Genomic DNA, 26,592 nt, shown 5'->3' on the forward strand with positions numbered 1-26,592 from the left:
TTCGAAAGGATAGGTCGCAAAGCTAAGAGTCTAAGGTAATGAAAATTACTATGATAGTCTGGTTGCAGTTTGGATTTTCACACATGTTGTGATGTATGAAAATCGAAAAGGCAACCAGGCTTTTTATTTTCTAGGAATACACATTATGATTGTAAATTTAGTTGAATAATAAATTTAATGTTCGAAATATTCAGTTCATAAGAAGTGAGGGAGGGAAGTACATTGCAAAATCAAATAGGTAAATTTGGGCGTATACTTCTCGCTGGAGGAATATTATTTACGCAAGTTGGTGTGCTAGATTACTCTGCAACGAAAGTTTATGCGGTTACAAACGACGAGCAAGGACGTTTTATCGTTCATATGGATAAACAAGAAATAAAAGTTGATGAAAATGTAGTATTAAAGATTACAAATACAAATAAACAAGATGCTAATATCGAGCTGAAATTATCTAATGAACAGCTGTTCAATGAAGCAGAAACGAAAAAAATGAACGAAAACAATAAAGCGATTCAAAACATTTCAGTAACAGAAGATCACATTGTAAAAATTGAAAAGAATGAACAAAGTAATTTTATCGGTGACGTATATGTAGTCATTCAAATGAAAAAAGCTGGAGAGTACAAATTTGAACCGATAGTGAAGTTTGAAGGGAATGAAAAGAAAATTGAATCTCCTTCTCTACATGTTGTAGAGAAAAAAGAGGCTTTAAATGTAGCCATTTCTGATGAAAATCCAAAGGCTTCAGAGGAAGTTATGAAAAAAGAAATAAGTGAAAAAGTGAAAGTATCGGAAGAAAATAAAAAACAAGAAATAAATTCTACTAATGCTGAAGTTCCAAAAGAAACGAAGACTTTAGCGAAAGAAAAGGTTAATGAAGAACTCGTACCAAAGGAAAATGAATTAAAAGAGAGCAATAGGATAAACGAAAATAATCAGGAATTACCTGCTATTCAAGCTGAGAAGGTATTAAAGAGCCAATCTCTACTAGCTGCTAGTCCTGTTACAAGTATTCTTAAATATCCAAATGTAAAGGTAATAAATAATAGAACAGGTGAAGGGCCTTCTATCTCGGGTAAATATGCTTTTAGATTTGTTTGGAGCCCACAAGTAACATATGAGGTAAAGGGTAGTAGCAATGACAGAACTGGTCAAAGTCAATATACATTTAGAAATTCAAATAGAGAACAGTACGTATTAGTAAAAAAAGCTGGTGAATATCAAGGGAAATGGATTGATGTCCGTATTAATATTCACTCTATGACAGCTTCATCTGTAGATGTTAAAACACCAATAACTAAAGGTGATGCAAAAAACTTTTTACAATTATATGGGAACGGAAGGTCAGGACAAACTTATAATGCTTCCTTTGAATTTTATGAACACGGAACAAGTAAAAAAGTACCATTAACGGCAATGTGGAATTTCAAAAGGATAAATAGTTATAAAAATGTAACGTTACGTAATGATGGTAGTCATTTAACGAATTTATACGTGTATGATACGAGTTCAATTAGGTATCAAGACAAAGGGAATAATAAAATCGAGTTTTCTGGAACAGCAGGTCCAGTAGCTACTCCAGAAGCAGATATGACAATTACATTTGATAATTTAACAGAATTACCGCTAGAAGTTAGATTAAATGCTTCAGGTGTTAATGTATCATACGACCAATTAGCGATTGCACAAATTGAAATTCCAGCTCCAAGTGTAATAGGAGATATTGTGGAAGATAATTCCCGTCAACTTTCTTATAAGGTATATCAAAATATGCCTGCTCAATCGAAAGAGATTCACTATGCGAAATCTTTTGTATTAGAAAGTGAAGTGAATAAGGATTTTACTGTGAATGATGTTTCCATTCAAGATGTGGAGAGTGGAGATGATGTAAGTAGCTTCTTTGATATTAGCAGGACAAACAATAAAGTCACTGCGGTTGCGAAAGTAAATGCGCTAAAAACAGAAGAATTCAACGGGAAAATTTATGAAATGACAATTACAGGTTCTCCTGTAAAAGGTGCTAATGTAATGAAATATTACAAAGATGGTTATCTTGAAATACCGGTGTCAGCTAAAAATTATTTAGATGGCGATAAGAATGGACAAGATAGTAATCGAGATGGAATCGCAAAAATAAGGTATAAAGGTATTCCAACTGGGAAACCAGTCCCACAAAAAGTAGTGCAAGGAACAGATTTAACAAAAATGGATATTTCTAAATTTGTGACAGATTTATCTGTAGATACGAATTTGGATGTAGATAAACCAATATCAGTAGTGAAGTTAATCAATATTCCAGATACCAAAACAATAGGGAATCATACTGTAACGGTTGTAATTGAAACGAAGCAAGGTGTACAAGCGGAGATTCAAGTGCCGGTTACTGTCGTTGATGGGACTTTAAAGTTAGTAGACGTACCAAAAGAAATTACATTTGGAGATTTAACAATTCCATCGAAAACAACGACATACGCACCGAAGACGATTTCAAATCCTTTAAAGGTAACCGATGATCGTGCTAAAAAGCAAAAATGGAGTGTATATGTAAAGGAAATCACACCATTAACTTCAGCGCAAAATGACACATTGACAGGAGCATTGATTTACAAACGAAATGGAAAGGATACACCTTTAAGTACCTCTAGTATAGAAGCATTCTCGTATATTTCTAAAAACGACGAGGAGGTTTCACTAAATTGGAAGGAAAACGAAGGAATTCATTTACAAGTAAAACCAGGGCCGAATGTCAAAGCAAATACTAAATATGCTGGACAGCTAGAATGGACATTAACCGATGCTCCTCTCTAAAAATATATGAAATATATAAATTTTAGAAAGGAGAGAGTAATGAAAAAAATAGTTGGTATTATCGTTTCCACAGTTATATGTGTGCCGTTTCTTATGGCAAATGTAGTAACGGCTACAAGTACGAATTCAAAAGCGGGTATTACATTTTCGAATAGCTATACACCAAATACATCAACTGATCCGACAAAGATAAATACAAAAAAAGAGACAGTTGATAAAAATAAAAATGGAGATAAATATTTACCGAAAACAGGAGGCCAGACACGGGACTTCAAACAATATATAGGATTGTTTTCGATTGTTTTATCTCTATATGTATTCAAAAGAATTAGGGGAAAGCAAGTGTATTCAAAATAAAAAATAGATGAAAACAGAGAAAAGGGGAAGGTACATATGAAACTAGCAAAATTAGCATTAATCGGTGCAGTATCATTAACATCAGTTGCAGCAGTAGGAACTTCAGCATTTGCGGAAGAGAAAGCAAATATGAAATCAAAAACCGATGTAACGTTTATTGAAGATACAAGCACAACAGATCCAAACAATCCAGAAAATCCAAATGAAAAAGTTACACCAGAGAACCCTGGTGACCATGAAAAAGGAACAAAAGGTCCATTAAGTATTAACTACGTTTCTAACTTACACTTCGGCGAGCAAGTTATCTCTGGTAATGATCAAACATACTTTGCAAAATTGGATAAAGTGAAACAAGGGAGCAAAACAGTTGAAGTACCTAACTTCGTATCTGTAACAGATAACCGTGGTACAAATGCAGGATGGAAATTGAAAGTAAAGCAAAATGCACAATTTAAAAGTGGTAATAGTGAGTTAACAAATGCAGCTTTAAGCTTAAGTAACCCAGCTGTAAATTCTGTAACTGATGCACAATATGCACCTACAACATTTAAAAATAAAGTAACGCTAGCTCCAGGTGGAGATGCGGTGGAAATTACTACTGCCGCAAAGAATAAAGGTATGGGTGATTGGACGACTGCATTCGGTAAAGGAACAGAACAAGGTAAACAGAGTGTGAGCTTATTCGTACCAGGTACGACAGCGAAAGAAAAAGGTGCGAAATATTCAGCTGAGTTAACTTGGACTTTAGAAGATACACCAAACTAAGTTTATACAAGATTGAAAATTAAGAATGACTGAATTTTAAAAATGATCATAAAGGGGTATAAAACTATGAAACTAGCAAAAATAGCATTAATTGGAGCGGTAACATTATCATCAGTATCAGTAGGAACGTCTGCATTTGCAGCTGAGAAAGATGGCGGGAAATTAGACTCAAAAGCATTCATTAAATTCGAGAAAAATACAGATAAAATTGATGTTGTTAATCCAGAGAATCCAGATGAAACTGTAGATCCAGTTGATCCAGATAAAAAAGGTACAGATGGTCCACTAAGTATTGATTATGTATCTAACTTCAACTTTAAAACACAAAAAGCATCAGGGAATAACGAAATCTACTTTGCAGAATTAGATAAAGTAAAGAAAAAAGTAGACGGTTCTGTAATTGACGTGCCGAACTACGTTCAAGTAACAGATAATCGTGGTACAAATGCTGGATGGCATTTAACAGTAAAACAAAATGGTCAATTCAAAACTGCAGATGATAAAGCGTTGGGTGGTGCGGCATTAACATTAAAAAATTCAGCTTTGAAATCAAATGCAGGTAGCGACGCACCAACAGCAGAACAATCTATCACATTAAATCCAAGTGGTGCAGCATCTGATTTAATCGATGCAAAAGAAAACCAAGGTATGGGTACATGGGTAAATACGTTTGGTAAAGATGCAACAGAAGCGAAACAAAGCGTAGAGTTATCTGTACCAGGTAAAACGAAAAAAGAACAAACACAATACACAACTTCACTAACTTGGGAACTAACAGACGCTCCTATGTAAGTAAGAGGAATTTTAAGATAAAAGAGGAAAATGAGAAGAGATAAGGGAATGGCTTTAACCTTGTCTCTTTCTTGTCTATAAAATGGATATGAAGGGGATTACATAAGAGATGGTAAAAAAACTATTTACTAGCTTACTATTAATTACATTCTTCATGGTAAACGCTTTTTCAGTATATGCAGCTGAAATGAAATTCGCTGTGACAGCAGTTATACCAGAAAATCAAATTGATAAAAATCAAACGTATTTTGATTTGAAAATGCAACCTGGACAAAAGCAAACAATTCAAGTCCAAATGAAAAATGATACGAATAAAGAAGTTGTGGTAGAATCGTTTGCTAATACAGCAATTACGAATAGCAATGGTATTACAGATTATAGTACAGTAGAACCAAAAACGGATTCTACTTTGAAATATCCGTTTTCTAAAATTGCTAAAATGCCAAAAGAAACGAAAGTCCCAGCTAACAGCATAGTGACAGTTGATATAAACCTAGAAATGCCAAGTGAGTCGTTTGATGGTGTTATTTTAGGTGGTTTATACTTTAAAGAAAAAGAAGATGAGAATGCAAAGAAAAAAGATGAAGGTGTGCAAATTGAAAATAAATATGCATACGCAATTGGTGTTGTTTTAAAAGAGACGGATGCTGAAGTAAAACCAGACATGAAATTAAACGAAGTAAAGCCAACACAAATTAACGGGCGTAACGTTGTTACTGCAAATTTACAAAACGTAAAGCCAGCAATGTTAAAAAATTTAAGTGTTGATGCAAAAGTATATAAAGAAAAAGGTAGAGACGTTTTATTTGAAGCGAAAAAAGAAAATTTAAGAATGGCGCCAAACTCAAACTTTGATTATGCTATTAGCTGGGAAAACAAAGCATTTGATCCAGGAACGTACCGAGTAGAAGTGAAAGCCACTGATGGCGATCAAAAATGGGAATGGACGAAGAAATTTACAATTGAAGGAAAGACAGCTGATAAGTTAAATGATACAGCGGTAGAAGCGAAAAAAGACTACACATTATATTACATTATCGGCGGAGTACTACTGTTAATTATATTATTAGTTCTTGTATTCTTCTTAGGTAGACGTTCTAAAAAAGAGGACGATAACGAAAAATAATATATTGATAGTGTAAAAAGAAATTAATGGATGTTTTACTACGAAAAATATATAATGGCTTTGTCTGTTATTTGTTGTAGTTCATTTATATTTCTATTTGTTGACCCGAATCTCGGGTCCTTTTTTATGAAATGAATTGCTATATGTTAGTAATTAGAAAAACAGAATATACAGCACTTGCAGTAATTCCAGGGGTAATATAAAGGGATATAGCATCTCCTCTTGCAACTGGGTTTCCAGTTGTAATGCTAGTCCAAGTTACATTAGCGGGACCTACTGCCGGAGAAGGATTAAATACTTGAATTTGTCCTGCTCCGCTATCCGTTGGTTTAATGGAAAATACCATAGTTCCGGTAATTTTGTCAGTAGTAGTTAAGGTAATAGTAGATAGGATGTAGCTAGAAGAAGGGGTTGTGAGATTTGTTGGGACATTTCTGCAAATATTAATCGTATAAATAGCAGCAGGTAAATTATTTATATTTATAGACGCAGAAAAGCCGACAATACTACCGGCTCCAGCAGTGACATATGGAATAACATTGGAGTCAATTCCAGGAGAACCCGCTATACGTTGAAAACCAGCATTTGTTCCTTGAAAAACAATACTTTTTGCTGAAGCACTATCGGCAGATCCCGTAGGTCCAGTAATGCCAGTAGGCCCGGTGTTCCCCGTAGGGCCAGTGATGCCAGTAGGTCCGGTATTCCCCGTAGGCCCAGTAATGCCAGTAGGCCCGGTGTTCCCCGTAGGGCCAGTGATGCCAGTAGGTCCGGTGTTCCCCGTAGGGCCAGTGATGCCAGTAGGTCCGGTATTCCCCGTAGGCCCAGTAATGCCAGTAGGCCCGGTGTTCCCCGTAGGGCCAGTGATGCCAGTAGGTCCGGTGTTCCCCGTAGGGCCAGTGATGCCGGAAGGTCCAGTGTTCCCCGTAGGCCCAGTAATGCCAGTAGGTCCGGTGTTCCCTGTAGGCCCAGTGTTCCCCGTAGGCCCAGTAATGCCAGTAGGTCCGGTGTTCCCCGTAGGGCCAGTGATGCCGGAAGGTCCGGTACTACCGGTAGGCCCACTTTCTACTAATACGATATAATCTGGAGATATATTAGGAAACCCTTGAGGTGCATCTTTTTTTACAACATAGCCGCTGCCCGTATAAGTGACAACTTGTCCTTTTTTATAGTTGGGAGCCGCTGCTAGACTGAAGGTGGTAGTACTTTGGAAACCCGCTCCGGAAGGTCCAGCATTACCAGTAGGTCCGGTGTTCCCAGTAGGTCCGGTGTTCCCTGTGGGTCCGGTGTTCCCCGTGGGTCCGGTGTTCCCCGTGGGTCCGGTGTTCCCCGTGGGCCCAGTGTTTCCGTTAGAACCGCTGTTGCGCCTGCCGTCGCAACTAAAATAATTACGTGGGTACATATATGTTCTCCTTTCTATATTTTCAAAATCTAGTTTTTAAAATAGAACTACTATATATATATTATGAATTCTATAATTTTGTGTGGCAGATCGTATTTTGTGTCTAGATTTCAAAAGATAGCGGGAGGAGAATTAAGTAGTGTTAGAGCCACCATTTCTCCTGCGGAAGCAAAATAACATCCACATCAAAATTCTCTTTAAACCAATCATACATCAATGTCTCTTTTACTAAATATTCAGAGGCAGAGTGTGACACGCCAATTAGAGACATATTCGTTTCTTTTACATAATCCATAATGAGCGAGTATTTATGTCGGCCGTAATCATTGTCGATATGGCAATGGATTTCTCCTGTAATATATGCTTCAGCACCTTTTTCTTCTGCTTCCTTCATTAAAGATACAACATCGCCACATCCAGCGATAATTGCGATTTTTTTGATGGAATCATGTCGTTTACCTTCGAAGTCTGTGTAAGGAATCTGGAAGAGTTGTTTTAGATGTTTTTGGAGTGCTTCTGTTGATGTTTCATCTATTTCACAAATAAGGCCAACTGGTTCTTGTTCTGGACCTCCATATGCAAAGTTGTCCACTACAGTAGCATTTAATGCTTTTGCAATTGAAATACTCGTTCCATGTGTTTGATGAAAATCCATTGGTACGTGACATGTATATATAGAAAGTTGTTTTTCCTTTATTCCTTGCAAATATTTTTCAGGAATTGGTATGAAACCGCGGCCTGATCTTCCAATTGGATCACCGCACTCCATTACAAGGGGATGGTGCATAAAGAGTAAATCACCGGGTGTGGATTGTGAAATGAATGTTTCAAGAACGTCATCTGTAGGGAATACAGCTAAAAATACTTTGTTTACATTTTCAGATCCGTGCATCATAAGGCCGTTAAATAAATCTACAAAATTTGCTTCGAAAAATTGTTGCCAAGGAAATTTGATAGGATCATATACGGCTGGGATAAATCGACTAAAGGCGCTATCTTTTCCGTATTTTTCAATTTGAAATAAGTGATCGAGTGATTGCTCTATTTTTTTTAAGGCTGGCATGTTTGATAATCCTCCTTAAGATGATTCTTGCTTTATGAGTTGTTTGTATTCTTCGTAGCAAAATAAGAAGCGGATAGGAAACAAATAAAACCTAGAATTCAGCCAATAGAAGGAGAATAGGGAAGTACATGCTGTAATAGCATTCCGCTAGAAATGAAGAAACTACTAAATAGACCTAATAACATAGGATATCGTTGTAGTTTGAACACAGATAGTAAACATCCTTTCTCCTGCATGAACTACTCATAAAAGCTCGATTGCTGAAACTTTATCACATACATTGTATATTAGTCTTAATTTTCTGTATATAACTTTTAAGAAAAATGGTGATACAATATATGAATGATAAGAGAAGAGAGGATGAAGATTAACATATGTACGTTACTGTAACAGAAGCAGCATATAAAAAGATTATGGATACGATTCCAAGCGAAGCGAAATATATAAAGTTATTTTATGATAATGAGGGTTGCGGTTGTGTCATGAGCGGAATCATCGATTTAGTAGCTGTAGCAGAAAAAGATGAGCGCGATGTGGATATTGAATCAAGCACAATGAATTTTATCGCTGATCGTACAAAGCTTGTATTTATGGACGATAAGTTAACGGTTGATTGGCATGAAGGTGGAGGAACTTTTCAGTTGAAGAGCCCAAGCCAGTTTTATAATCCAAATATGAAATTACACGTTCGAGTATAGTAAAGGAAATGTGAGTCCAAAATGTATTTTGGACTCACATTTTTTTATTTTATAAGTCGCTATTATTGTCGATATATTGAAAAAATCGCCGATATAAATGGAGTTGCGCTGATATATTTGGGGAATCGCCGGTATAAATGGAGTTGCGCCGATATATTCAGAAAATCGCCGATATAATTTCATTTACCAAAACGTCCCAATAGTAAAAAGATTTTTTCACATAATGAAATGTACATGTGATTGAATTTTCTGTATAATCTTCTTTGCGGAGGGGATACGCATGAGAAGATGGGGAATTGAGTTATTAATTTTAAGTGTTGTTATTATTTGGGGGATTAACTATACGATTGCAAAGTATGGATTTTTAGAATTTACAGCAATTGAATTTACTGCACTTCGTATGATGGCGGCGGCACCGCTCCTGTTACTTCTTACCTTTTTTATTGAAAAGTCGGTTTATATGGAGCGAAAGGATATACCTAGACTAATCATCGTTAGCGTTGTAGGTATTGTACTGTATCAAACGTTATTTATGGAAACTGTCAAATATACATCCGCTACAAATGCCTCTTTACTCATTTCTATTTCACCTATTTTTACAACTGTATTTGCGATTTTTCTGAAACAAGAAAATTTTTCTTCTCGAAAGTTAATCGGTTCTATGATTGCTTTTGTTGGTGCAGCATTAGTTTTAGTAGCAGGACATTCACTTACTAGTTCTTTTTATGGCAATGGAATTGGACTTATTACATCCATATGCTGGGGGCTTTATCCTGTTTTAGCAGGACCATTAATTAAAAAATATTCAGCATTACGTGTTACAGCATGGTCTGCATTAGTGGGTGCGATTCCGCTATTATTGTTAAGTGGTCCGTATGTGTTTGTCAGGCCATTTCACATTACTCACGGAATGACACTATTTGCTTTACTATATTCTATTTTCTTTGTCACAGTATTTGGTCTAGTAATGTGGTATGTTGGTGTTCAAAAAATTGGGGCGTCACATACGATGGTATATATGTATATAACGCCGCTTGTAGCTGTTTTATTTGCAGCTGTCTGGGCAAATGAATATGTATCGTTTCAACAAATCATCGGTGGAATTATCATTTTTGTCGGTCTATGGTTTGTGAAATCGGAGAAAGTAAAAGTTCATTCTATTGCAGGGGAACCTATATCAAAATAGGAAAACAGATCACCTATGATCTGCTTTCCTATTTTTTTATTTTTGGTAAGAAGATGAGAAATAAGATAGCAGTAATAAGTGGAATTAAGTTTAAAAATGGAATACGGAAGAGTGTAATAAGAATAATACCTGGAAGAAGAACACCGAGGACAGCGTAAAAAATGCTATGGTTTTTCGTGTACCAATACAATGAAAGTCCGATAAGTGCAGGGATAATGAGGTGAATGAGAGCCATTAAAAAATAAATCATTAGACGCCCCCTTTATTTGTGTGCTTATTACATCATATCCGTATGTTCATAGATTGATATCATTTTTTTCATAAATGGACGAAAAAAGTTTGAAAAACCGTCACAAAATATGAGAATATAATGTTTGAAATCTTGTATAATATTATTTTCTAAAAACATTTAAACAACATAAACATACTGTTTATGTTGTTTTTAATTTGAGTGAAATGGATGTAAGGAATATGAATTTGAAAGAAATTTTTTGTTGGATAGATAAGAACGAATGAAGAGAGGTACAGCATGATTAGTATGTCACTAAGATCATTTAAAATCCAATCGTATTATATACTAGGTATTTTGTTACTAGGTTGGATGTTAACACCGTTTTCAGCACACTTTTTAGGCGCTGGAATTGGGCTTATTGTAAGTATGTATTGCGTTTGGCTTCTAGGGAGAAGAATTGAGAAGCTTGGAGATAGTATTGTAAAGAAGACGAAAGCACCGACACTCGGTATGTTTAACCGTTTTGCAGCTGCCATTTTGGGTGCTATTATTATGTACGAAATTGAGCACCACATGGTTATGTGGGCATTTGCAGTAGGGATTATGGGTGGTTATTTCTTAATCGTTGTGAATTTAGGATACTATAGCATGAAAGATGAGAAAGAACTAACAAAGAGCTAAAAGAGATAAAAAGATAAAAGACTTCTTTTTAGATGGAATAGATGATCCAGCCACGAATAGAAGCGGTCAGGGCCTTTTTTAACCCCATACGATGTGAAACCCGAGAGATGTAGCGAGTAGGGATATAATGTATATATTCGAAGCTGTAATTTTATAATCTAGATCACAGATGAAGAGATTAGCATTTCACTTTATATAAGATATAGAAAGAAGCTTACGTTTTCACGTAAGCTTCTTTTTTATGTAAGTGTGTGTAACCGTTAAGCCGCATTGGGTTTTGTCGGTGAGTACGCGAAACTTTACGGTTACACGACACTTATTCATATGAGTAAAGGGTTATTCCAACAGAAAGTTTTAATTTAAGCGATTGGACCGCCTAAGTTAATGATATCTTCAGAAACGCTTTCGAACTTTTTGAAGTTCTCTTTGAATTCATTTGCAAGCTCGATTGCTTTTGCTTTGTAAGCAGCTTTATCAGCCCAAGTTTGTTCAGGCATTAACACTTCGTCAGGTACACCTGGTACGTGAAGTGGAACTTCAAGACCGAAGATGTCATGTTTAGCTGTTTCAGTTTTTGCAAGTTCGCCGCTTAATGCTGCTTGAATCATTGCACGAGTATAACCTAAGTTCATACGTTTACCAACTCCGTACTCGCCGCCGGTCCAGCCAGTGTTTACTAGGAATACTTTCGCATCGTGTTTCTCGATTTTTTCACCAAGCATTTCAGCGTAGCGAGATGCATCAAGTGGTAAGAATGGTGAACCGAAGCAAGTTGAGAATGTAGCTTGCGGAGATGTAACGCCGCGCTCTGTTCCTGCTAGTTTACTAGTGTAACCACTTAAGAAATGATACATAGCTTGCTCTTTTGATAACTTACTGATTGGAGGCAATACGCCAGATGCATCAGCAGTTAAGAAAATAATTGTATTTGGGTGTCCAGCAACACTTGGCAGTACGATATTGTCGATCGCATGCATAGGGTATGCAGCACGAGTATTTTCTGTTAAAGTAGTATCGTTGTAGTCGGCGATACGCGTTTGGTCATTAATGATAACGTTTTCTAAAACAGATCCAAATTTGATTGCATCGAAAATTTGTGGTTCTTTCTCGTGAGAAAGGTTTACACATTTTGCATAGCAACCGCCTTCAATATTGAATACACCGTTATCAGACCAACCGTGCTCATCATCACCGATTAATTTACGGTTTGGATCAGCAGATAATGTTGTTTTACCTGTTCCAGATAAACCGAAGAATAGTGCTACGTCGCCTTCTTCACCTACGTTTGCAGAGCAATGCATAGAAAGGATATCTTGTTCAGGTAATAAGAAGTTCATAATAGAGAAGATTGATTTTTTCATTTCTCCAGCGTATTCTGTACCACCAATTAGTACGATACGTTTTTCGAATGAAACCATAATGAATGCTTCAGAGTTTGTACCGTCAACAGCTGGATCAGCTTTGAAATTCGGTGCAGAAACAATTGTGAACTCTGATTCATGAGTTGTTAATTCTTCTTCAGTTGGACGAATGAATAATTGATGTACAAATAAATTGTGCCATGCATATTCGTTAATAACTTGAATTGGTAGGCGGTAATTGCGGTCAGCGCCTGCAAATCCTTTGAAGACGAATAACTCTTCTTTTTCTTTTAAGTATTCTAAAACTTTAGTATATAATTTATTAAAATGTTCTTCAGAAATCGGTTGGTTCACAGCTCCCCAAGCAATTTTGTCAGCAACCGATGCTTCTTTCACAATAAATTTATCTTTAGGAGAACGTCCTGTATATTTTCCAGTTGAAGCAGAAACGGCACCAGTCGAAGTTAATTTCCCTTCATTTCGCATTAATACTTTTTCCACTAATTGCGGAACACTTAGTTGAATCTGTGCATTGCTTCCGTTCAATAATTCGTGTAAACCAATTTGGACATTCACAGTACTCATATTTATATACCATCCTTTTCATTTAATGAAATATTTCTCGTAATCCCCAACAAGAGTATAACACAATTATATAAATAATGTATACTATTTATTTCTTTTTGTTTGTGTGAATGCATTATTTCCCTATTAATATTTCATTTCAGGCGTATTGAGAAAAACTTTCAGGAAAATGTGAATATTAATTGACAAATGAATATCATTTCTTTAGTATAGGTTGGGACGGATACTCTCTTATCCCGAGCTGGCGGAGGGACAGGCCCGATGAAGCCCAGCAACCTCACTTGTATTGATAAATGCAGGTGAATAGGTGCTAAAACCTGTGCGAGGCTACAGGTCTCGAACGATAAGAGCGAAGGGCAAAAAGCAGTATGCAAGTAGCAAATTAAACCTTTCCTCTATGTAAAGTAGGAAAGGTTTTTCTGTATGCTTGTGTGGGAGAATAAATGTATGTCGCAGTTTGTGGCAAATTAAGGATGAGTTCCGTACAATATATACAATTACTGTAGGGAGGTTTACCACATGACAAAAAAACGTCATCTGTTCACATCTGAGTCTGTAACTGAAGGACATCCAGATAAAATTTGTGACCAAATTTCTGATTCAATTTTAGATGCGATCTTATCAAAAGACGCAAATGCACGTGTAGCTTGTGAAACAACTGTAACAACTGGTTTAGTATTGGTAGCGGGGGAAATTACGACTTCTACTTACGTAGATATTCCAAAAATCGTTCGTGAAACAATTCAAGGCATTGGTTACACACGCGCAAAATACGGATTCGATGCAGAAACTTGTGCTGTTTTAACATCTATCGATGAGCAGTCTGCTGACATCGCTATGGGTGTTGACCAAGCGCTAGAAGCACGCGAAGGTCAAATGACTGACGCTGAGATTGAGGCAATTGGTGCAGGAGACCAAGGTTTAATGTTTGGTTTCGCATGTAATGAAACACAAGAGTTAATGCCACTTCCAATCTCGCTTGCTCACAAATTAGCTCGCCGTTTAACTGAAGTACGTAAAGATGATACATTATCATACTTACGTCCAGATGGAAAAACGCAAGTTACAGTTGAGTATGATGAAAATGGTAAACCAGTACGTGTTGATACTATCGTAATTTCTACACAACATCACCCAGATGTTACATGGGAAGAAATCGATCGCGACTTAAAAGAGCACGTAATTAAAGCTGTAGTACCAGCAGAATTAATGGATGGAGAAACGAAATTCTTCATTAATCCAACTGGCCGCTTCGTAATTGGTGGACCACAAGGTGATGCTGGTTTAACAGGACGTAAAATCATCGTTGATACTTACGGTGGATACGCTCGCCATGGCGGTGGTGCATTCTCTGGTAAAGATGCAACAAAAGTTGACCGTTCTGCAGCATATGCAGCTCGTTATGTTGCGAAAAACATCGTAGCAGCTGGTCTTGCTGACAAAGCAGAAGTACAACTTGCATACGCAATCGGTGTAGCACAACCAGTATCAATTTCAGTTGATACATTCGGCACAGGTAAAGTATCTGAAGACGTACTAGTAGAACTAGTTCGTAACAACTTCGATCTTCGCCCAGCTGGTATTATTAAAATGCTAGACTTACGTCGCCCAATTTACAAACAAACAGCAGCTTACGGCCACTTCGGACGTACTGATGTAGATCTTTCATGGGAACGTACAGACAAAGCTGCAGCTTTAAAAGAGCAAGCTGGTCTATAATATATGAAAAAAAGCTTTGCGCGGTGAGCGCAAAGCTTTTTTTATTTCGTTTTACTTACAATTTGAATGCATGATTTGCAATATACTTCGCCTTCTAGCTCAATATACTTTTTCGTATTAGTCATGCCTTTTCATACGTTTGTATTTCCTTTTTACATGATTTACAAAGGATGGGTTTCTTCTGGAACATACGTGATCAACCTTTCATTTGACGTACTTTACCTGCGCAAAAGGCACTACTTAGTAAAAATAGTGTCGCGAATATAATGCTTACTAATGTAGCGTATGGAATTGCACCTTTTAAGGAAAAGCCGACAGTGATGGAAGCGATGAATAAGAGGATGAATGTTGTTGTTAATTTTTTATAAAGTTCCATACTATGTAGACCTCCAATTTATTTTTTAGTACAAGTTTTAAAATTGAATTCTATTATGTAGAAAATATAAAGAGTAACTAAAGATGTGTAGTCTAGGAGTATAAGAAAGTGCACTTTCCTTTTTGTGGGTTAGTATACTTATATTGTATCATGGCGCATGATTGGCTTCATACATAATTGTGTAAAGATATGTATGATAAAATGAAGAAAAGTCTTTAAGAAAGGAAAGATAAAAAATGAGTGTAACTGAACATAAAAAACAAGCTCCAAAAGAAGTGCGTTGCAAGATTGTTACGATTTCCGATACACGTACGGAAGAAACGGATAAGAGCGGACAACTATTACATGAATTGTTAAAAGAAGCGGGCCATACAGTAACCTCTTATGAAATTGTAAAAGATGATAAAGAAAGTATTCAGCAAGCAGTGTTAGCTGGTTATCATAAGGAAGATGTAGATGTTGTATTAACAAATGGCGGTACTGGTATTACGAAGCGTGATGTAACAATTGAAGCAGTGTCAGCTCTATTAGATAAAGAGATTGTCGGGTTTGGTGAGCTGTTCCGCATGATTAGTTATTTAGAAGATATCGGAAGCAGCGCAATGTTAAGTAGAGCAATTGGCGGTACAATTGGACGCAAAGTAGTTTTCTCGATGCCAGGGTCGAGCGGAGCGGTTCGTCTTGCGATGAATAAATTAATTTTACCGGAATTAGGCCATATTACATTTGAGCTGCATCGCCAATGAGTAAGTGGGCTGGAATTGTATTAGCGGGCGGTATGTCGAGTAGATTCGGTGAGCCAAAAGCTTTAGCGAGCTGGAAAAATAGTACTTTTATTGAGCATATTTTGAAAGAGATGACAAGTGCGCTCCAAGAAGTTGTAGTCATCAGTCACTCTGATATAAAAGAGCGAGTAGAGCAATTCGTACAAGTTCCTGTTATAGAAGATATTCCGCACTATAAAGGGAATGGACCGCTGGCCGGCATTGTATCAGGAATGGAATACATAGAAGCAGATTGGTACGCTATTATGCCTTGCGATGCGCCAAATGTTTCGCATGAATGGTTTACCATTTTACTGGAGCAAACGAGCAATGAATATGATGCGGTTGTACCTATTATTAATGGAAGAAAACAGCCGCTACTTGCAGCGTATCATAACCGAGTGAAAGAAAAGATTTATGCTTTGCTTCAAGATGAAAAAAGAAGTATGGGGCAGCTTTTATCACAATGTAATGTGAAGTATGTTTCTGGAGAAGATGTACAAGCGAATACAGATTGGTTTATAAATGTAAATACAAAAGAAGAATATGTGCAGGCTCAAAAAGACCTTTCAAATGAATGAAAGGTTTTTTGATATACAGAATTGGGGAACAATTGCTGTATAAAGGTATGCGAGTAAGTTGATTTTAAGGGGAATTCTTAAAATCATTATACAGCAAAAACACTGTATAACCATATATTAATTTTTATGGGTTTTTATTACAAGTCTGTTTAGTTATGTTTATTTTTGCTATAATAAATATGGAAATAAATGATATTTCACCTTATGTATCATTCATTCAACTAAAATTTACAAGTGTGTAATAAACTCCCTTCGTTTTTTGAAAGGAGTTTTTCTGTTCAAGCAAGTAACTCTGATGCGGTATGCTGAAGGACTTCTTCATACTGGTTAAGTAAGCCGCGAAAGATCTCATCCCAGCTATTTGATTTTGCAAAAGATGAAGCTGCTATTCCCATCTGCTCAAGTTTTTCTTTATTTTGCAATAAAGAATAAATGGATGATAGAAATGCATCCTCATTTTTAGGGGGACAAAGAATTCCCGTTTTTCCATCTGTAATAATATTTTTAACCCCGCCACTATTTGCACCAATGACAGGTGTGCCACATGCGAGTGATTCAAGTACGACATTTCCGAATGTTTCAGTAGCTGATGGAAATACCATTATGTTAGAACAAGCATATGCTTCAGCTAAATCTGCACTTTGTAAATAGCCAGTAAAAGTGACATTTGTTTGCGGAACAGCTTCACGCAAATTTGTTGCTAGAGGTCCGTCTCCTGCGATGAGCCAATGAATGTCGTTTCGAGTATGCGATGTTTTAACGATAAGGTTTTGCAACGTATCAATATCTTTTTCAGGAGCAATTCGTCCTACATAGGAAAGAACGTACTTCGCTGTAATATTATATTTTTTTCGGAATAGGTCTGTATTGTAAGCTGGATGAAAGAGTGTGCAATCTACACCACGTCCCCAAATGGAGAGGGCCTGAAAGCCTTTATTTTTTAATTGATGTAATGTTTCAGAGGAGGGAACAAAATTTTTTTGCATATGACTATGAAACCATTTTAAATAGTTCCAAAGCATATTGGAGAGAAATTCAATTTTGTAATAGCGTAAATACGCATCGAAATCAGTATGATAAGAACCGACAACTGGGATGTTTAACTTTTTGGCGTAATACAGTCCACAAAGTCCCATGTTGAAAGGTGTGGCAATGTGAATAATGTCAGGTTTAAAGGAATGAAGTTCCCGTTTAATACGCGGAGTAGGAAAAGAAAAGCGACATTCTGGATATAATATTGTTAACGGGATACTTCTCATCTTGTTCACATTAGCTACGAAATTATCTTCAGCTGTATGCTGAGGGGCGAAAACAGAATAGGCGATCTGTTCTTTCTGAAAGTAACTTGTTAATCGTTCTAACGTTTTCGCAACCCCGTTAACTTGTGGCGTAAAAGTATCGGTAAAAATGGCGACTCTCATCATATCACTCCTTTATGTGAAAAGTGGGATGAATTGATAAAAAGAGATGATGCCAGAGCAAGTGCCAAGGCACATGCCGACGAACACATCTGACGGATAGTGAAGTCCTAAATAAATACGTGAAATACCGACGCATAATGCTAACGGTAATAGGAAAGCAAGTAAGCTTGGATTATAGCAAATAAATGGAATGAAGACAGAGAAAACGGCTGTTGTATGACCAGACGGGAAAGAGTGGTCTTTTAATGGATGGACTGGATATTTCGCATCCTGAATTGTTAAATAAGGACGTTTTCGTGGATACCACCTTTTTAATATTTGTACAGGAATATGGCTAATTGCTAAAGAAATAGCAGTAGCGATTGCTGCTTGGTGTAAAGTCCCTTTTGCAAAAATTAAAAAGAAAAGTGTAAGTGCAATGGAGAAAGTAGCACCACCGATATGGGTAATATTGCTGAAAAAGATATTTAATGTTTTTTGATCAAAGTAGCGATTAATTCCTTTAAAAATGTAACATTCTATTTTATATAATCCACTGACCTTCATGAAAATTCTCCTCCCTCGTTTACATATATATGGAGATATTAGCTTTTATTTTAATAAGATTTTGTTGAGGGAGTAATAATGTTTTGTAAAGAAAAAGTTAGTTTTTATATAAAAAAGCTGCCAGTATTATGGCAGCAGTAAAATCATTTTTGTAGTGATTTATAATATTGACCTTTTTCAACATACTGCGTACGAATACGCTCCATATCTTTACGGTCTTCTTCTGTTAATTCACGAATGACTTTCGCGGGACGACCGAAAGCTAACGTGTTTGGTGGAATTTTCTTTCCTTGTGAAACGAGGCTTCCAGCGCCGATAAAAGCTCCTTCACCAATTTCAGCACCATCTAATATAATGGATCCCATTCCAATTAAAGCATCCTTTTTAATATGGCAGCTATGTAAAATAACTTGATGCCCAACTGTAACATCATCTTCTAAAATAAGAGGATATTGAGGGCTTTGGTGGAGTGTACATTGGTCTTGTACATTTACTCGGTCTCCAATTATTGTTGGTGACACATCACCACGGATGACTGTATTAAACCAAATACTTGATTCCTCGCCAACGGAAACGTCGCCTGTAATCGTAACATAGTCAGCGATAAAAGCACTACTCGCAATTTTCGGATTTTTTTCTTTGTAAGGATATATCATGTAAAGTCTTCCTTTCCTAGAGACTAGTTTTAGTGTATCAAATTATGAGAAAGAGTGAAATGGAGGAGGTCCGTATGTGGAATTATGAAGCAGAGGAAGCAAAAGCTGTCATTGTTATCGTGCACGGCGCAATGGAATATCACGGACGTTACGAAGCCGTTGCGGAAATGTGGAATCACATCGGCTACCACGTCGTGATGGGAGATCTTCCATCACATGGAACAACTTCAAGAAATAGAGGACATATTGATTCATTTGATGAATACATAGAGGAAGTTAAATTATGGGTGAAAGAAGCAAGAAAGTATAGGTTACCTATTTTTCTATTCGGTCATAGTATGGGTGGTCTTATCGTCATTCGTATGATGCAAGAAACGAAGAGAGAAGATGTAGAGGGTATTATTTTGAGTTCGCCTTGTTTAGGGGTAGTGACTGGACCCTCTGCTCCGCTTCAATTTGCTTCAAAAATATTAAATGTTGTGGCTCCAAAATTGCAATTTGCAACGAATCTTACGGTGGAAATGTCAACAAGGAATCATGAAGTGAGAGATGCAATGGAGAATGATTCATTGTTCTTGCGCAAAGTATCAGTACGTTGGTATAGTGAATTGATTAAGTCTATCGAAATTGCTCATAAAAAAATAGACGATTTTCCAGACGTTCCGCTCTTGCTAATGCAAGCATGTGAGGATAAACTTGTAGATAAAACACGTGTCCGCATGTGGTTTGATAATGTTAAAATAGGTGATAAGGCTTTTAAAGAATGGCCGAATTGTTATCACGAGTTATTAAATGAGTATGAGCGTGATGAAATTTTGAATTATATTCAGTCATTTACTGAAATACATGTCAATAATATAGTAAAAACAAACAAATAAATCATTATTTGTACATTTAATAGAGGAGATGAAGGAAGAAGTGAACGTACCGAGTAATCCCATAACGCTCATGGCGAAAGTATACCGTGATGTGTTTCCGGTTGTACACCATGAGCTAGCGATGTGGAAAGAGCGTGCCTACCATATTCCGAATGATGAGCTTCATAGTCAGGCAATCGCAAGTATTGAGCATAAAACGTTTCATTGTGAGGGTGGTGGCATTTTATCGCTGCTAGCAAATGAACACCGAGAGGAATGTATTCGTTTTATCGTAGCGTATCAAACAATCAGTGACTATTTAGATAATTTATGTGATCGCAGTACATCACTTGATCCAAATGATTTTGCCGCGCTACATGAATCAATGTTAATGGCACTATCACCTGAAGTGGAAGGTGGCGGTAATTATTATCGTTACCGTGATGATCAAGATGATGGTGGTTATTTAGATGAACTTGTTGAAACGTGCCAAGATGTTTTAAAGAAAACGAAGCACTATGACAAAATCGCTCCTGTTCTCCATGAACTTGCTTGTTATTATTGTGATTTACAAATTCATAAACACGTGAAGTTAGAAGAGAGAGAACCGCGCCTGAAAACATGGTTTGAAGCACATAAAGAAAACTTACCTGAGATGAGCTGGTTTGAATTTTCAGCATGTGCCGGTTCTACGCTTGGAATTTTCTGCCTTGTAGCATATGCATTTCATGATGAATTACATGATGAAGATATTGCGAAAATTAGACAAGGATACTTTCCTTACGTACAAGGACTTCATATCTTACTTGATTATTTCATCGATCAAGAAGAAGACCGCATAGGCGGAGATTTGAATTTCTGTAGTTATTATGAAAACGAGCAAGCTATATTAGATCGTATGAAACACTTTGTAGAAGAAGCAGAGAAGAGCATTGGTGATTTGCCTCATGCGAAGTTTCATCGTCTTATAAGCCGAGGATTACTTGGTATTTATTTATCAGATCAAAAAGTATCAGCACAAAAGAATATGCACAAAATGGCACGGCGCATTGTAAAGTACGGAGGCCTCACTTCAAGATTCTTCTATTGGAACGGGAAGATGTACCGAAAGAAATTGGCGCAGTGATGAAGAAAACCACTCATGTAGAGTGGTTTTCTTTTTATTATGATCGTATTTTTGAAAATACATATATGAGAAGTTCAATCGCAAAAATAACTAAAACAGATAGTCCGAATAAAGGCATGACAGCGCCTAATATAACCATCATGATAAAGAAAACGAGTACGCTTTTCTTATCTCTTTGCTTTGGAGGTGCTGCTAATTTTCCTTTTGGCTTTCTTGCTAACCACATTTTTACTCCGTAATAAATAAGAAGTAATAGAGATAATGTCGTTAGTAAGCATAATATTTTATTTGGCCATCCGAATAAATGTCCTTCGTGAAGTGGGATACCGTAAGTGAACCATTGTGCAAGTAATCCATAATCACGATAGTCCGTTTTTGAAATGAGTTCCCCGCTATATTGATCAAAGTAAGCTGTTATCTCTTCACTTGGTGCAACATGCATCCCTGTAATACCAGAACCGCTCGATTTCGAAACAGTGAATACACCTTTCGGATCAGCTGGTAGTGAAATAACATATGGCTTCTTTATTTCAATTCCTTTTTGTAATTCATCGACAGAAATTGCTTTCGGTTCATTTGAATTCGATTCAGGAGGAGCTTCTTTTCTTGTTGCCCACGGCAATTCTTTTACCTTTGATTCAGGCGGTGCCATGTACAATTTTGGATATCCGAGTGATTCATTAGAAGATGCAATTTTATAAATTTGGTTCCCCATAAATCCTGACCATGGCAATCCAGATGCGATTAGCAGAAAGAGAGGAATTGTAAATATAATACCGATAATAGAATGACGTCTTTTTGCCTTTTCTCGCTTATTGGATGATGGTGTGTTTTTGAATTGGCGTATACTCATGTACAATCCGGTTACAATTAAAAAGATTGTCCAGCATGCTGCAAGTTCTACAGTATAGTTGACGACAGTGCCACCAACTAAAAGAGAACTATGTAATTCCCTCATTATATTGGCAAACGTTTCACTTGCGTTTTGATCCCCAACAATTTGATTATTACTATCTAAATACACATATTTTTGTTGCCCAGTATACTCATTTGCAATCGTAAGTCTCGTATTATAATCCCCATTAAACTCACTAATTTTCGCCACGCTATAATGTGGATATTTTTTCTCTGTTAAGGAAATAGAATCAGCCATCGAAATAGATTCTGTTTGAGCGCTCTTTCCAAAATATAAATCTTTATAGATGAAATCTTCAACTTCCTCCCGAAATAAATACCCAATTCCGCTCAGTGACAAAGTAATAAGAAGCGGCGTAATAAAAAGTCCAGCATAAAAATGCCAACGCCAAAAAATGTAATGAAGCGAACGATTTTGTTTCATACTTTCAGTTCCCCTAACCTTCCCTATATGAATAACTACTTATTTAATATAGCGAGATTAAGTGTGATTACTTTGAAAGAATTGTGAAGAAAGTTAAAAGTTTTTAGGGTTTTCAACGTTTATAAATGTTTCTTCTTATTTGATAAATACATTTCAACAACCGCTTCAGCAAGATATTGAGAGGAATCAACAAAATCCTCATTCGCCACCACATTCAAATCGGTACACGCGATAATTGCAGTATCTACTTCATCTCTCAGTTGTAAAACGAGCGCATTCCACAATTCGCGAGCTTCTTCAATCTCTCCAGATTTAATGCAAGTAATAATTTGATTAATGCTTTCCTGCCATTTTTCATGATGAATGTATTTTATATTACGCTTTGCAATCCCATCTTGGTAAATCCTAGCTTGAACAGTTGCTTCTGTTGCGAGAAGAGCGACTCTTTTTGTATTTTCAGGAATTGCTTGTAACGTTTCATCGACTATATTTAAAATCGGGATAGAAAGCGAACGCTGTAATTCTTCAAAATAAAGATGCGCCGTATTACACGGCATAGCAATAAAGCTTGCGCCAGTACTTTCAAGTTTTTGTGCTCCGTCAATAATTGCTTTTTTCATCGCTTCGTGATCAATAGGGCGATCCATGTAAAATGGTGTTGGGCACGAGTAAATCATCATATGAGGAAAGTCCATATCATACTTTGCTCCGTATATTGTTTGGCACCTTGCTACAACTGTATCGACGAATGGTCCAGTTGATTTTGGACCCATTCCTGCTAGTATTCCGATCATTGTTTAGTCCCCTTTAATATGTAATTAAAAACGTTTTTTGCGAACGATAAAAAGAAATAAAGTAAGTAATAAAAATGAATATACGATAGCCCAAGCTGTGAGCCATAGCGTGTGAGTAAGTATATTAAATTTATATTGGCCAAGCATTAGAAAGCTTTCGATAGGTGGTAAAAACCATAGTAACTCTTTTTTAAACCGGATGGAGGCAATCGTTATAAGTAATATAAATGTCAGGCTAAGACAAGCTGTGCTTGCTTTTGGAATAATATTTCTAGTAAATAAAGTTGCAATTGAAATTCCTAGTATAGAGAAAGACATGTGAGCGAGAAATCCGACTAATAATAAAGAAACAGTCATTTTTTCATTAAACATTTGCAAAATAATTGGATAGATTACTGATATAAAAGATAATACAGTACAAATGAGAAGAGCTGTAATATATTTACCAACGTATAATGCGGAAATATTATTTGTGTGAGAAATAGTAATTTGTTCTTGTACAGGGTCTTCAGTATGAAAAATTGTGACCGTAATCCAGGCAGATAATAAATAAAGCGCGAGAGCTGTTTCTAAATATGTCGGTACAATAGGAGTCGGTTTATATGTATATACAAAAAGCAAGCTCACAAAGTACATCGCAATAGGAGGGACATACTTATACGATTTTGTATAGTCGAGAAAATGGTAACGAATAAGCGCAAACATAATAAACCTTCTTTCGATTTAAAAGTTAGGTTGTAGCAGTGTGATAGATGCTTTTTTATGTAATAAAAACTGAAGTATTTCGTTTGTATATTCTTTTTCGATTTGTAATTGAATAAGATTTTGATTTGCATTGTGTGCAACGTGTATAAAACCGGATTGCTTTTGTAGTTCTATTGCTGAAAATGTGTCGTGAACGATTGCCTCAATATAGACCTGTTCTGCTACTTTTTGTGCAGAGGTATTTTCTGCAATTGTATGATTTGCTAACGTCACAATTCTATCGGCGAAGTTTTCTAATAGTTGTTTTTCGTGACATGTGAAGAGTATAGATATACCTTGTTGTTTTAATGAGAGTAAAATATGTTCTAATTCTTGCTGAGAGTTAGGATCGAGCCCAGAAAGCGGTTCATCTAAAATTAATAAATGGACGTCTGTAAGTAATGCTTGCATAATACTAGTTTTTTGTTTCATACCTTTTGAAAAGTTTCGTACAACAGAATGTCTTGCATGCTGTAAATGAAAAGATTCAAGAAGCATCGGGATTTTATCTTTTAAATATTTGGTTGATAAACCGTGAATGTGGCCGAGATGATATAAATAATCCTCTAATGTAAAACGAATCCCTTCAGGAAAATGTTCAGGTACATAGCCAATTTGTATATGTTCTTTTCTTTGAAGTGCCCCTGCCGTAGGTGAAACAAATCCTGCAATTATTTTGAGTAGAGTACTTTTTCCCGTCCCGTTTCCGCCAACAATGGCGAGTGCTTCTCCTTCTGGAAGGGATAAATCAATATTGTCTAGTATAAGTGATTTGCCGTACTTCTTTTGAATTCCCCGTAGTTCTACTAGTAAAGTTCTATCCTTCTTTCTTTAAATAGTCTATATATCCATTATATAGGAGAATAAAAAAAGACGTGCAGTGAATGCACGTCTTTTTTTGTTATGTTTTGTCGAACAATCGATATATCCGAGAAATCGTTGATATATTGTAAGTTATGATAGATATATCGAAAAAATCGTTGATATATCCCGAGTTACGATAGATATAATTGAAAAATCGTCGATATATTATCGCTTCTCAATCGCCACAATAAATGGCGGGTTATTTTGTTGATTAATGAAGCCGTATCGCAGTACGTGTGCTTGTTTTTGGTCTAGTTCTTCAGCAAATGTAAGCACAGCGTCGCGTTCTACTTGTCCTTCTGGGTGTCCGTGGTAAATAACAAGGACGATGATACCTTCAGGTGCCATTACTTCTAATAATTGTTCGATCGCTGAGATTGTTGAGTTCGGTTTTGTAACGATATGCTTGTCTCCGCCTGGAAGGTAACCTAAGTTGAAAATTGCACCTGTTACTTTTCCTTTTGCGTCTTCCGGTAATACGGATAGAAGTGTATCGTGACTATCGTGAACTAAAACAGTACGTTCGAAAAGTTCTTTTTCTTTTAGACGAGTTGTTGAGCTTTCAATTGCCCCTTTTTGAATATCAAATCCAAATACTTTTCCGTTATCTCCAACGATTTCAGCTAGGAAGCAAGTGTCATGGCCGTTTCCTAAAGTTGCATCTACAGCGTAATCGCCTTCTTTTACTGCCGTTTGCAAGAGAGTACGAGCAAACGGTAATACACGTTCTAATTTCATTTTTGTTTCTCCTCATTTGCATATTTTCCTTGCCAGCTTCCGCGGCGTACAAATTCTGCATCGATGGAATTTAATACTTCCCATTTATTTAAGCTCCACATTGGACCGATCATTAAATCAGGCGGACCGTCACCTGTGATGCGGTGCACAATTACGTCTTCTGGAATAATTTCAAGTTGGTCAACAACGAGGCTTACGTAATCCTCAAGAGAAAGGAATTCGAGTTGTCCTTTTTCATATTGCTTCACCATTGGCGTTCCTTTTAATAAATGAAGTAAGTGGATTTTAATTCCTTGTACGTCAAGCTTCGCTACTTCACGTGCTGTTTCCATCATCATGTCGTAATCTTCAAGAGGAAGACCGTTAATAATATGAGAGCAAACTCGAATGCCATGCTTACGTAATTTATTTACACCTTCCACATAAGACGGATAATCGTGAGCGCGATTAATAAGATTTGCAGTACGTTCATGAACGGTCTGTAGTCCGAGTTCAACCCAAAGGTACGTGCGTTTATTTAAGTCCGCTAAATATTCAACAACATCGTCTGGTAAACAATCTGGACGAGTTGCGATAGAAAGACCGACAACGTCTTTTTCTGCTAGAAGCGGTTCGAATTTTTCTTTTAACACTTCAAGTGGTGCATGTGTATTTGTGTACGCCTGGAAATAAGCGATACATTTTCCATCTTTCCACTTTGAGCGCATTTTTTCTTTCATTTCATGATATTGCGTTATAACATCATCGCGGCGATCGCCAGCGAAGTCACCAGATCCAGCAGCACTGCAAAATGTACAACCGCCATAAGCAACTGTACCGTCACGGTTCGGGCAATCGAAGCCAGCATCTAATGAAACTTTAAAGATTTTTTCACCAAATTCATTTCGTAAATGATAATTCCATGTATGATAACGTTTATTGTCGTTTGTATATGGAAAAGGGTTTTGAACCTTCATTACTTTCCCTCCTAAGCCGAGTCAAAATAACACAAAATCCATTATAACATACTCATAA

27 protein-coding genes and 2 riboswitches (1 of these 29 cut by a window edge) are annotated in these 26,592 nt (G+C 36.6%); of the genes, 13 read left to right on the forward strand and 14 right to left on the reverse strand.

The genetic code is table 11. From position 1 onward, the window contains the following. A riboswitch (cyclic di-GMP riboswitch) is annotated at positions 1–70 on the forward strand (it extends 14 nt beyond the left edge of the window). A 152-nt stretch (positions 71–222) separates the two neighbouring features. The 5 genes from BUA87_RS25510 (at position 223) to BUA87_RS25530 (ending at position 5,848) form a co-directional block, all read left to right on the forward strand. Continuing rightward, positions 223–2,808, forward strand: coding sequence for a WxL domain-containing protein (locus BUA87_RS25510; RefSeq protein WP_072941202.1), 2,586 nt, complete (start codon positions 223–225; stop codon positions 2,806–2,808). Between the two features lie 39 nt (positions 2,809–2,847). Beyond that, on the forward strand, positions 2,848–3,165 hold the full coding sequence (locus tag BUA87_RS25515) for a hypothetical protein (protein WP_000724871.1): 318 nt from the start codon (positions 2,848–2,850) through the stop codon (positions 3,163–3,165). A gap of 36 nt (positions 3,166–3,201) precedes the next feature. Beyond that, the gene (locus BUA87_RS25520) at positions 3,202–3,930 is read left to right on the forward strand and encodes a WxL domain-containing protein (RefSeq protein ID WP_071713469.1); all 729 of its coding nucleotides are present in this window, start codon (positions 3,202–3,204) and stop codon (positions 3,928–3,930) included. A 66-nt stretch (positions 3,931–3,996) separates the two neighbouring features. Beyond that, positions 3,997–4,722 (forward strand): WxL domain-containing protein, encoded by a 726-nt coding sequence (locus BUA87_RS25525; protein WP_072941206.1) that lies wholly within the window; start codon positions 3,997–3,999, stop codon positions 4,720–4,722. 109 nt (positions 4,723–4,831) lie between these two features. Then, positions 4,832–5,848, forward strand: a complete 1,017-nt coding sequence (locus BUA87_RS25530; protein ID WP_072941209.1) for a WxLIP family cell surface protein — start codon at positions 4,832–4,834, stop codon at positions 5,846–5,848. Positions 5,849–5,987: 139 nt separating this feature from the next. Here the strand turns inward: BUA87_RS25530 and BUA87_RS25535 are convergent, their stop codons facing one another. Continuing rightward, positions 5,988–7,247 carry a collagen-like domain-containing protein gene (locus tag BUA87_RS25535; RefSeq protein WP_072941214.1) on the reverse strand — a complete coding sequence of 420 codons (1,260 nt, stop codon included), beginning with the start codon at positions 7,245–7,247 and terminating at the stop codon, positions 5,988–5,990. Between the two features lie 142 nt (positions 7,248–7,389). Beyond that, the gene (locus BUA87_RS25540) at positions 7,390–8,310 is read right to left on the reverse strand and encodes a Nif3-like dinuclear metal center hexameric protein (RefSeq protein WP_072941217.1); all 921 of its coding nucleotides are present in this window, start codon (positions 8,308–8,310) and stop codon (positions 7,390–7,392) included. Between the two features lie 374 nt (positions 8,311–8,684). Here BUA87_RS25540 and BUA87_RS25545 point away from each other — a divergent pair, with 374 nt between their 5' ends. Next, positions 8,685–9,008 (forward strand): iron-sulfur cluster biosynthesis family protein, encoded by a 324-nt coding sequence (locus tag BUA87_RS25545; RefSeq protein WP_000289570.1) that lies wholly within the window; start codon positions 8,685–8,687, stop codon positions 9,006–9,008. Between the two features lie 280 nt (positions 9,009–9,288). Further along, the gene (locus tag BUA87_RS25550) at positions 9,289–10,194 is read left to right on the forward strand and encodes a DMT family transporter (RefSeq protein ID WP_071713463.1); all 906 of its coding nucleotides are present in this window, start codon (positions 9,289–9,291) and stop codon (positions 10,192–10,194) included. 28 nt (positions 10,195–10,222) lie between these two features. Here BUA87_RS25550 and BUA87_RS25555 read toward each other — a convergent pair whose 3' ends face one another. Next, positions 10,223–10,444, reverse strand: a complete 222-nt coding sequence (locus BUA87_RS25555; protein ID WP_000639042.1) for a hypothetical protein — start codon at positions 10,442–10,444, stop codon at positions 10,223–10,225. Between the two features lie 279 nt (positions 10,445–10,723). Between BUA87_RS25555 and BUA87_RS25560 the strand changes: the two genes are divergently transcribed. Continuing rightward, a complete protein-coding gene (locus BUA87_RS25560) occupies positions 10,724–11,107 on the forward strand; it encodes an ATP synthase subunit I (RefSeq protein WP_000624926.1) in 384 nt (127 codons plus the stop codon). A gap of 359 nt (positions 11,108–11,466) precedes the next feature. Here BUA87_RS25560 and pckA read toward each other — a convergent pair whose 3' ends face one another. Next, a complete protein-coding gene (gene pckA / locus BUA87_RS25565) occupies positions 11,467–13,053 on the reverse strand; it encodes a phosphoenolpyruvate carboxykinase (ATP) (RefSeq protein ID WP_053563510.1) in 1,587 nt (528 codons plus the stop codon). 228 nt (positions 13,054–13,281) lie between these two features. After that, positions 13,282–13,403: riboswitch (SAM riboswitch) on the forward strand. Between the two features lie 169 nt (positions 13,404–13,572). On the opposite strand from pckA, the gene metK reads away from it, so the two are divergent. After that, positions 13,573–14,772 (forward strand): methionine adenosyltransferase, encoded by a 1,200-nt coding sequence (gene metK, locus BUA87_RS25570; RefSeq protein ID WP_000163117.1) that lies wholly within the window; start codon positions 13,573–13,575, stop codon positions 14,770–14,772. Positions 14,773–14,968: 196 nt separating this feature from the next. Here the strand turns inward: metK and BUA87_RS25575 are convergent, their stop codons facing one another. Next, positions 14,969–15,148 (reverse strand): hypothetical protein, encoded by a 180-nt coding sequence (locus tag BUA87_RS25575; RefSeq protein WP_000424799.1) that lies wholly within the window; start codon positions 15,146–15,148, stop codon positions 14,969–14,971. 236 nt (positions 15,149–15,384) lie between these two features. Between BUA87_RS25575 and BUA87_RS25580 the strand changes: the two genes are divergently transcribed. Beyond that, a complete protein-coding gene (locus tag BUA87_RS25580) occupies positions 15,385–15,894 on the forward strand; it encodes a MogA/MoaB family molybdenum cofactor biosynthesis protein (RefSeq protein WP_000117130.1) in 510 nt (169 codons plus the stop codon). Further along, positions 15,891–16,493 (forward strand): molybdenum cofactor guanylyltransferase, encoded by a 603-nt coding sequence (locus tag BUA87_RS25585; protein ID WP_065229464.1) that lies wholly within the window; start codon positions 15,891–15,893, stop codon positions 16,491–16,493. The genes BUA87_RS25580 and BUA87_RS25585 overlap by 4 nt, the downstream gene beginning before the upstream one ends. 278 nt (positions 16,494–16,771) lie before the next feature. Here BUA87_RS25585 and BUA87_RS25590 read toward each other — a convergent pair whose 3' ends face one another. The 3 genes from BUA87_RS25590 to BUA87_RS25600 all read right to left on the reverse strand — a co-directional run bounded on the left by BUA87_RS25590 (position 16,772) and on the right by BUA87_RS25600 (position 19,116). Next, positions 16,772–17,914: a glycosyltransferase family 4 protein gene (locus BUA87_RS25590; RefSeq protein ID WP_065229463.1), complete on the reverse strand. Its 1,143-nt coding sequence runs from the start codon at positions 17,912–17,914 to the stop codon at positions 16,772–16,774. Between the two features lie 12 nt (positions 17,915–17,926). Then, positions 17,927–18,460: a phosphatase PAP2 family protein gene (locus tag BUA87_RS25595; protein ID WP_000868582.1), complete on the reverse strand. Its 534-nt coding sequence runs from the start codon at positions 18,458–18,460 to the stop codon at positions 17,927–17,929. A gap of 143 nt (positions 18,461–18,603) precedes the next feature. Beyond that, positions 18,604–19,116, reverse strand: coding sequence for a gamma carbonic anhydrase (locus BUA87_RS25600; RefSeq protein WP_000640208.1), 513 nt, complete (start codon positions 19,114–19,116; stop codon positions 18,604–18,606). 74 nt (positions 19,117–19,190) lie between these two features. Between BUA87_RS25600 and BUA87_RS25605 the strand changes: the two genes are divergently transcribed. After that, the gene (locus BUA87_RS25605; RefSeq protein WP_072941221.1) at positions 19,191–19,994 is read left to right on the forward strand and encodes an alpha/beta hydrolase; all 804 of its coding nucleotides are present in this window, start codon (positions 19,191–19,193) and stop codon (positions 19,992–19,994) included. A 40-nt stretch (positions 19,995–20,034) separates the two neighbouring features. Continuing rightward, on the forward strand, positions 20,035–21,099 hold the full coding sequence (locus BUA87_RS25610) for a tetraprenyl-beta-curcumene synthase family protein (protein ID WP_072941225.1): 1,065 nt from the start codon (positions 20,035–20,037) through the stop codon (positions 21,097–21,099). 37 nt (positions 21,100–21,136) lie between these two features. Here the strand turns inward: BUA87_RS25610 and BUA87_RS25615 are convergent, their stop codons facing one another. The 6 genes from BUA87_RS25615 to BUA87_RS25640 form a co-directional block, all read right to left on the reverse strand. Further along, entirely contained in the window at positions 21,137–22,438 is a 1,302-nt protein-coding gene (locus BUA87_RS25615; protein WP_025118654.1) for a PepSY-associated TM helix domain-containing protein, read from the reverse strand. A 119-nt stretch (positions 22,439–22,557) separates the two neighbouring features. Beyond that, positions 22,558–23,232, reverse strand: coding sequence for an aspartate/glutamate racemase family protein (locus BUA87_RS25620; protein ID WP_000579349.1), 675 nt, complete (start codon positions 23,230–23,232; stop codon positions 22,558–22,560). 24 nt (positions 23,233–23,256) lie between these two features. Beyond that, positions 23,257–23,937 carry an ABC transporter permease gene (locus BUA87_RS25625; RefSeq protein WP_072941228.1) on the reverse strand — a complete coding sequence of 227 codons (681 nt, stop codon included), beginning with the start codon at positions 23,935–23,937 and terminating at the stop codon, positions 23,257–23,259. A gap of 18 nt (positions 23,938–23,955) precedes the next feature. Next, positions 23,956–24,768, reverse strand: coding sequence for an ABC transporter ATP-binding protein (locus tag BUA87_RS25630; RefSeq protein WP_072941233.1), 813 nt, complete (start codon positions 24,766–24,768; stop codon positions 23,956–23,958). A 237-nt stretch (positions 24,769–25,005) separates the two neighbouring features. Next, positions 25,006–25,578, reverse strand: coding sequence for a tRNA 5-(aminomethyl)-2-thiouridylate-methyltransferase MnmM (locus BUA87_RS25635; RefSeq protein ID WP_025118657.1), 573 nt, complete (start codon positions 25,576–25,578; stop codon positions 25,006–25,008). Next, a complete protein-coding gene (locus BUA87_RS25640; protein WP_000868033.1) occupies positions 25,575–26,534 on the reverse strand; it encodes a tRNA modification radical SAM protein MnmL/YtqA in 960 nt (319 codons plus the stop codon). Before BUA87_RS25640 ends, BUA87_RS25635 begins: the two co-directional genes overlap by 4 nt. Between the last annotated feature and the right edge of the window lie 58 nt (positions 26,535–26,592).

It is taken from the genome of Bacillus sp. bc15, assembly GCF_900142585.1.
Taxonomy (GTDB): Bacteria; Bacillota; Bacilli; order Bacillales; family Bacillaceae_G; genus Bacillus_A; species Bacillus_A cereus.